The organism is Desulforamulus profundi, assembly GCF_002607855.1.
Genome location: NZ_AWQQ01000094.1, coordinates 1 through 7,042 on the forward strand (window position 1 = coordinate 1; position 7,042 = coordinate 7,042).

Sequence of the window (7,042 nt, forward strand, 5' to 3'; positions counted from 1 at the left end):
TGTAACCACATCGGCCATTCTCAATTCATATTTCGGAGCTCAATCACTTCAGCTTTCGCTTTCGGCCCGCTATTTTGCCGTTCTACGCTTAAAGCTTTCAGTTACCTGAAAACCTCCAAGAACTGGCTACAGGGCTGCTGGTTAGGCTTTACCCTGGTGGGGCTTACACCCACTAGACTTAGCGACCTTACCCGGCCGCACTACACAAAATTTTGTACACTCCCGGATTTCATCACCTTTTGGCTCTATCTGCTCAACAGCAGGAGGAGTTGTGTCCCTCGCTGGTGATTCGCTACCTCCCATAGACCCGATTTTGTGACCATTCTTGTACATATCCTCGGCTACTATGCCGATGCTCGGCTTACCGCTGTATTCAATCCATCCGAACCCTGGTACCCATACATGGAGCTTACCATCGATATATTTCTTAGTGTCTGGGGCTGGGTCGCTATTGGACGCCAGAGCATCGCCAGCGCCCATGATACCAACCTGCTTGTTGATATCGCCCTTACCGTGAACAGTTACGCCGCCACCCATCTGGCCGACCTTATTGCCGGTGAGATCATCGCCGGGGTTGCCGACCATTGTTCCCAGAGCACCGCCCCCCTCATCTTTAATCCATCCAAAACCAAGGATGTAAATTTGCTTCTCGTCGTTTACGACACGAACATCTCCCATGTGCGGTTCTTCCGGTGGCTGCGGTGATTCCTGGGCTTTGGTTTTCTGCGTTGATGCAGGTTCAGGCGTTTCTTTTTCTGCCGATATATCGTTTTTCGCTGGTTCATTTTCTGCGACAGCCTCCAATTCAGGGGCATGAGTATCCACAGAGAGAAAAATTGTTGCTGTTTCTTCCAACCTTGCCCCAATTTCGCCGATTACGGCAGGTTTTATCGGTTCGGCGGGTAAATCCTCGACCTCGGCACTCCGAGGCCACACAGCGGCACACAACGCGACACAAGCGGTAATGGCTATTCCGGTGATAATTTGCTTCTTCATTTGAACTACCTCCTTTCAGCAACACAACATACCACAGCCTTGAGGAGATAGCTATACTTATTTGCGATATTTCTACACGAAAATGCAAATGCTTTTATTTTCATGTATTTATATTGAGTTTGGTGAAAAAATATTGTATAATTTTAATCATTGATATTCCACTATTGCTGATGAGGTGAAAAACATGGCTGTTAGCTACAAAAAGCTATGGAAATTATTAATCGACAAAGATATGAAAAAGAAAGATCTCCAAGCTGCGGCAGATATAAGTCCTGGCGCTATTTCTAAGCTTGGTCGAAACGAAAATGTAACTACTGCAGTGCTGATGAAAATTTGTAATGCGTTAAAATGCGATATTGGCGATATCATGGAAATAATTCCAGACGAACCGAAAGGCGGTGATGGTGATGAGTAAAAAGAAACCGCCCGAGGAGAAAAATATTCGCTCCTCAGCCGCCGAATACCTAACATACATCGCTGCGACAGGTGATAATCCTCAAAGCGTTGAAATGCGTTATGAAGACGAGAATATATGGCTCACACAGAAGATGCTTGCAACACTTTATGACGTGGAGATACCGACAATCAACGAGCATATTGCGAAAATATACTCTGATCATGAACTTGAGCCGGAAGCAACTATTAGGAATTTCCGAATAGTTCAAACCGAAGGTTCGCGCCAAGTTACTCGTGAGGTTAAACATTATAATCTGCAGATGATTATCGCTATTGGATTTAAAATCAATTCGGACCGCGCCGTGCAGTTCCGGAAATGGGTTAATAAAATTGCGAAGGACTACACGATTCAAGGCTGGGTCATGGACGACGAGCGTCTGAAAAATGGCGGTTCAGTATTGACCGAAAAGTATTATGATAAGCTGCTTGAAAAAATCCGTGAGATACGACTTTCTGAGCGCAGGTTTTATCAAAAAGTCACGGATATTTACGCTACCGCTCTCGATTATGATAAAGACGCAAAGACAACCCGTGAATTTTTCGCCAAGGTTCAGAACAAGATGCATTTTGCCGTTCACGGACAGACGGCAGCTGAAGTAATTTATAACCGAGCCGATTCAAAGAAAGAACACATGGGATTAACTACATGGGAAGACGCACCGGACGGAAAAATACAGCGTTACGATGTTTCTGTTGCAAAAAACTATCTGTCACGGGACGAGTTATCTTCTTTGGAACGTATCGTGTCCGCATATCTCGACTTAGCCGAGGACAGAGCGCGCCGTCACATTCCGATGACTATGGAGGATTGGGCAAAGCGACTTGATATATTCCTGCAGGCAGATGACCGCGAGGTTTTGACAGACGCTGGCAGGATATCTGCCCAAATTGCTAAGGAACACGCCGAGAGTGAATTTGAGAAATACAGAATTATACAGGACAAGCTGTTCGAGTCAGATTTTGATAAGCAGCTTAAGCTCCTTGAACAGCAGATAGCTAAAACAGAGGATGAAGACTAAAGTTTAGGTATTAGGAGGGGGTTAATCTTATGGCGGCAATAAACGATCTCATACGTCAAATTCCTGATGCTGCGCTTCGCGAAAGATTGGAGCAGGAGTTTGCTCGTATGAGTAAAAATAAAAAATTCGGTCTTGTTTTTGAGGAGCATATTCCTGAATGTACTCCCCTCTATGGAGTTCCCATCCGAATCGGTAGTACAGTTGCAAAAAGACAGGGAGAATAGATGATACATATTTCGGATTGAAAATGATAAAGTGACCTGTATGCAGAAAGCGAATATCGAAATATTCGAACTTAAACTTGATGACCTGGTAGCTGTGGCACAATTCAGCGAAGCCATATTCCCTACCCTTTCTCCTATTGCAAAAGTAAAAAACTCTTCAGAAGATACACCTTGGCATACCCTCATAGAAGCCGACAACTATCATGCTCTAAGGTCGGGCGGCAGTGGAAGTTCAAGATTTCCGAAATAGACGAGTGGATTCGGTCGGGAGCGGCCGCTGAAAAGGATGAACTAAACAATCCTAATCAGGGCTGAAAATCTCTAAACAACATTTTGCTAAAAGGAGCGTTGTGGGAATGCGAAAGGCGTATGATACTATTCTTCAATCTGAGGTATCTGCGGATTTGGCGGCCAAAAGTGGCGGCTTTGAACCGTATCGGTATGAATGCGCTTGCTGCGGTGAAGAAGTTTATGTCGCCGCCGCGTACAGCACCAGTATGGTGCCGCATTTCAGGCATCGCAGCGGCAACAATGATGTCGAGTGTGAAAACTATCTGGGACAATACGGAGCGCTAAGCATAGAATCGCGCTCACGAAAGAGCAATCGTGAAAGAGTCGAGTTCTATTTTGAAAAGAGCAACAAGACATTTAGTCTCGGGCTTCGTTTCAGCGGCGACGAGATTAATGCCTATGAGCAACATAATGTTGTTTTCGAGCTAAGGTCGTCCGCTGCAGAGCAAGCGTTCTTCACTTTGCCGATTAACAATACGAATTTTGCGCCCGATGCCCCGACGCTGATTCCTATTAACAAATTCTCTTTCAGCTATTTCTTGTCCAATACCCTTAATGGGACGAAACGCAAGTACGATTTTTTCAAATCCGGCAACACACCAATATTTTTCAAGTTGCAAGGAAACGATAGCGATTATAAAGCAAAGCTGGTACGTGGCGCGGTTTTGTATACAAATGTTCCGTACTTCGTCGTTTTTCAGAATCAATATTCAGTACCGCAAGAAGTCCGCTTCTCTGATGAAATACATGTAGATGAAACATTTCGTTTTGAAACAATGGGCAGAAAATTCTTAGGGAAAGTTCTGACAATCAAAAACAAGACCGCTCAAATAGATGCCTTGGTGTTGTCTTGGGGCTATCAATTGGAAGCCTCCGAAACGCTGACCCTATTGTGGCCCGCCTGCGGCTCTGGTTGATGACGTTTCGGTAATAGATTCAGGCTATGCATTTTTATACTCGAGTTTTGAGTTGCAAGCCCACGGCAATATTAATGTTCATTCGGAAGACATTTATAGGGTTACCAATGGAGTTTCAAAAGTGTCGGTTAAGCCGAAAACAAAAGTGTTCAAGAAGAACGCTGAGATTATCATAGACAAGGGTGAACAACATCCCTATGGTTTTGATGAGATTCCCTCAACGGAAAGTTCCGCAAGCACATATACCGTGCCGGATGATAGTACATACTTTTTGTTCAACCGCTCTGGTGTTAAACGTTTGAGCAAAGGTCAGTCCGTTTCACTTACTCCGCAAGGCGAGATTAGACGCTACTACTATGGCTACCCTACAGACCGCATTTATCCTCGTCAACAAGAAGAGTTGACTGGTGAATTATTGCTCGACGATATACTTTCTCATTACAGACGCACAGAGGCCTTCGATAAAAGCGTCTTCAGTTCGTGTGCGCTTAGCAAAACTGCTTCTCAGTACATCGAGAAGTGTGAAGCATCGGGCTTAATAAATACGGTGGCTAAACAATTCATCGAGGAGGGGCGGTTATGAATTATCTTCCTCAGCTGACCGAAAATGAAGTGCGTTACATATGCTCAGTAATACCGCTTCAGGATTCGATTTATTATTTTCAAAGGAATCCAAAAGAGTTCGCAAAAATCATGCCCGGATTTCGAGCAACGAGTATGAAAAATCAGGCGCAAGTAAGTGCATTGCTCTTTAGATGCCGCAACCAGTACTTCATTTCGTCTTTCATCGAAAGACATATTAGTAACTGGCTCTCTCAGATTCAAGAACACATCGCCAAAATGATGGAGGATGGTGACAGCAAGGAGTTAGCCCTCTTACACACATTGCCGTTCTGTTTCTTTGTGGACAATGTCGGTCTATTCTTCAAGCTCATTAACGAAGAATACTCGGAAGAGTATATTGCGTTATTGAGTGCGGCGGTAACGGCAACAAAGGAAGCGTCTGTCCAACAGGATAAATTACAGGAGGAATTGAAAGCCAAAGAATCTGAAATCAGGAGGCTACAAGCCGAACTCGATTCAGCAAAATCAGATTTGGAAAGAACAGGAACAAAGCTAAACGAGCGCAATACGGAATTTAAGGTGCTTAAGCGTAGTCTCGCCGACCTTGAGAAGCTGAAATCCACCGTACAAAATGATAAGGAAATGATTGTGGCACTTGAAGCCAAGATTCAAGTGCGAGAAGAAACCATAAATGGTCTCAGAAACGAATTGGCTGAAGCAAAGAACAGCAGTCAGCAACTTGAGGCGCAGATTAGGGCTGAGTTAGAAAAGCAGCATGCTGCCAAGACATCCGAGCAACAAGCTGCTCTGAAACCTAAATGCCCCAGCGACATTGAAGAGTTTAAAGACTACTTGGGATATAACCTTGAAAACATAGGCGTATCTACCGATTCTGAATACTGCGCTCTTTTGAAAGAACACCTGAGCAAAATTCTATTTCAAGGAATACCTATAGTTGTCAATCGGGGTGTGGGTACAACTCTAATGAAGTGCATTGCGAACGCCCTAATCGGGCAATCAAATGTGAAAACGCTTGCTTTCAGCAAAGACCTTTCAATAGACGATGTCGACAGTTTCCTGTCATCTGCCGGACGAGTTGTTTGCTTGGACAACTTCATCGGGAACTGTAACGAAACCGAACTGCTGTCGCTGTTTGATGACCATAGGGATAAAGTCATCTTCTTGACGGTCGCCTATGACAGAACAATACATTACGTTTCCGGAGAGTTCTTGCGGTACTGCCAGTATCTTAACCTCAACCGAATTGCGGCATTGTCTGCCAATGCAGAATTAACAGAAGACCCGTCAACGGTAGAGGAGGTAGAGTTTGAATTCCAAGGGATATCCCAGGATAATCGATATTCTTCTCTATTGAGAGAAATGCTGGGCGAGTTTGGCTTCCTCCAAAGTTTGATTGAGCAAAAATGTACCGCTATATCTGATGAGCAGGATTTATGCCGTATGTTGGCATTTGATGTTTTACCATACTGTGTGGACGTGTTGCAGATTGCGCCCTATAATACCTCCGAGCGATTAATCAAATACGCTGGAGATGCCGGAAGGTGTTCATACAAAAACCTATTCAAAGGGTGGTTTGCACGATGAATGAGTTGTTGACCGCTATGTCTACAGATATGGGTATTGACCGATATCGCGGCGAATCAGAAGACTCCTTTGTATACAGGCTCTGCTTTTCGGCATTGGGACAGTGGTGTCTCCGCACGGCTCAGAATCTGTCGGACGGAATTATCGGAACGACGAAGCACAACCAGACAATCGTGCTTAACGAATTGATGTCGCGGTATTCCGAGTTGTTCCCAACCGTTGCCGACAGATTCGTTGACACCAGTAATCCGCAGTTGAGCTTCCCTGTTCACATCCGCAGAGTTTACGAGGAGACTGGTTATCTTCTGACCGACGATAACAATCGAAATCGGTTAGCCAATTACGGTCGGAGCATCCCTATTGGGAATACAGCATTGTTCTTCGGTATTCCCAACACAACATACGCCGCGAATGGACTTGGCGCATTTACAAGCCCCACAGCATACAAGGTCTCTGCGAGAGAGTTTTTGATAAGAGATGACTTAACGTGGGAGGAGTATTTTCAATCTCAATTTGACATCATTGATTTCTATGACAGAGACATTAACCTTGATGAGCTTGAGTTTTTTAATCCTCTGTCAAATAATGTCCCTTCGCAGTCTTGGGGGAGGAGAATGGAGACAGATTGCTCTGTGGCGCGGAAAAGCGAGTTGGGTCCGTTCTATAGGGTTATGCGAGTAGCAGATGCTCCTCTGCAATTCGCTGACGAACCCGAAGAACCACAGAACGACAGCTTTACCTCATACGAATTCAGGCGGCTGTATTTTGCTCTTAAGGCACACTACAATAACCCGCTTAAGGCCACTATTTCTAAGCAAGATGCGGAGTATTCAAAAATAAGAGTAGGCGGGCATTTACCCAACCGAGAATACTATTACCTGTTGCTCTTGTCTTGGCCAGTGAATAACGCTTTTGACAAGGTGAGTTTTCTGATTAGGAACGACTTCATACCTGAAGTAACCTCCGCGCT

Annotated in this window: 8 protein-coding genes; 7 read left to right on the top strand and 1 reads right to left on the bottom strand. The window is 44.7% G+C overall.

What is annotated here, in order from left to right; all coding sequences use genetic code 11:
- Positions 1–141: 141 nt before the first annotated feature.
- On the bottom strand, positions 142–996 hold the full coding sequence (locus P378_RS14815; protein ID WP_099083793.1) for a DUF6550 family protein: 855 nt from the start codon (positions 994–996) through the stop codon (positions 142–144).
- Between the two features lie 184 nt (positions 997–1,180).
- Between P378_RS14815 and P378_RS14820 the strand changes: the two genes are divergently transcribed.
- From P378_RS14820 to P378_RS14845, 7 genes are all read left to right on the top strand, one after another.
- Positions 1,181–1,411 carry a helix-turn-helix domain-containing protein gene (locus P378_RS14820; protein ID WP_099083794.1) on the top strand — a complete coding sequence of 77 codons (231 nt, stop codon included), beginning with the start codon at positions 1,181–1,183 and terminating at the stop codon, positions 1,409–1,411.
- Complete coding sequence (locus P378_RS14825; RefSeq protein WP_099083795.1) at positions 1,404–2,471, top strand: virulence RhuM family protein; 1,068 nt, start codon at positions 1,404–1,406, stop codon at positions 2,469–2,471. Before P378_RS14820 ends, P378_RS14825 begins: the two co-directional genes overlap by 8 nt.
- 29 nt (positions 2,472–2,500) lie before the next feature.
- A complete protein-coding gene (locus P378_RS14830; protein WP_099083796.1) occupies positions 2,501–2,695 on the top strand; it encodes a hypothetical protein in 195 nt (64 codons plus the stop codon).
- A 356-nt stretch (positions 2,696–3,051) separates the two neighbouring features.
- Complete coding sequence (locus P378_RS22115; RefSeq protein ID WP_238473281.1) at positions 3,052–3,903, top strand: hypothetical protein; 852 nt, start codon at positions 3,052–3,054, stop codon at positions 3,901–3,903.
- Between the two features lie 121 nt (positions 3,904–4,024).
- Positions 4,025–4,486: a hypothetical protein gene (locus P378_RS22120; RefSeq protein ID WP_238473282.1), complete on the top strand. Its 462-nt coding sequence runs from the start codon at positions 4,025–4,027 to the stop codon at positions 4,484–4,486.
- On the top strand, positions 4,483–6,072 hold the full coding sequence (locus P378_RS14840; RefSeq protein ID WP_099083797.1) for a coiled-coil domain-containing protein: 1,590 nt from the start codon (positions 4,483–4,485) through the stop codon (positions 6,070–6,072). The genes P378_RS22120 and P378_RS14840 overlap by 4 nt, the downstream gene beginning before the upstream one ends.
- Positions 6,069–7,042: hypothetical protein (locus P378_RS14845; RefSeq protein WP_099083798.1), on the top strand; the 974-nt coding region annotated here is incomplete at its 3' end. The genes P378_RS14840 and P378_RS14845, both read left to right, overlap by 4 nt.

Coding starts and splice junctions, on each gene's coding strand:
- P378_RS14815 (WP_099083793.1), bottom strand. CDS start 996: ATGAAGAAGCAAATTATCACCGGAATAGCCATTACCGCTTGTGTCGCG.
- P378_RS14830 (WP_099083796.1), top strand. CDS start 2,501: ATGGCGGCAATAAACGATCTCATACGTCAAATTCCTGATGCTGCGCTT.
- P378_RS14820 (WP_099083794.1), top strand. CDS start 1,181: ATGGCTGTTAGCTACAAAAAGCTATGGAAATTATTAATCGACAAAGAT.
- P378_RS14840 (WP_099083797.1), top strand. CDS start 4,483: ATGAATTATCTTCCTCAGCTGACCGAAAATGAAGTGCGTTACATATGC.
- P378_RS22115 (WP_238473281.1), top strand. CDS start 3,052: ATGCGAAAGGCGTATGATACTATTCTTCAATCTGAGGTATCTGCGGAT.
- P378_RS14825 (WP_099083795.1), top strand. CDS start 1,404: ATGAGTAAAAAGAAACCGCCCGAGGAGAAAAATATTCGCTCCTCAGCC.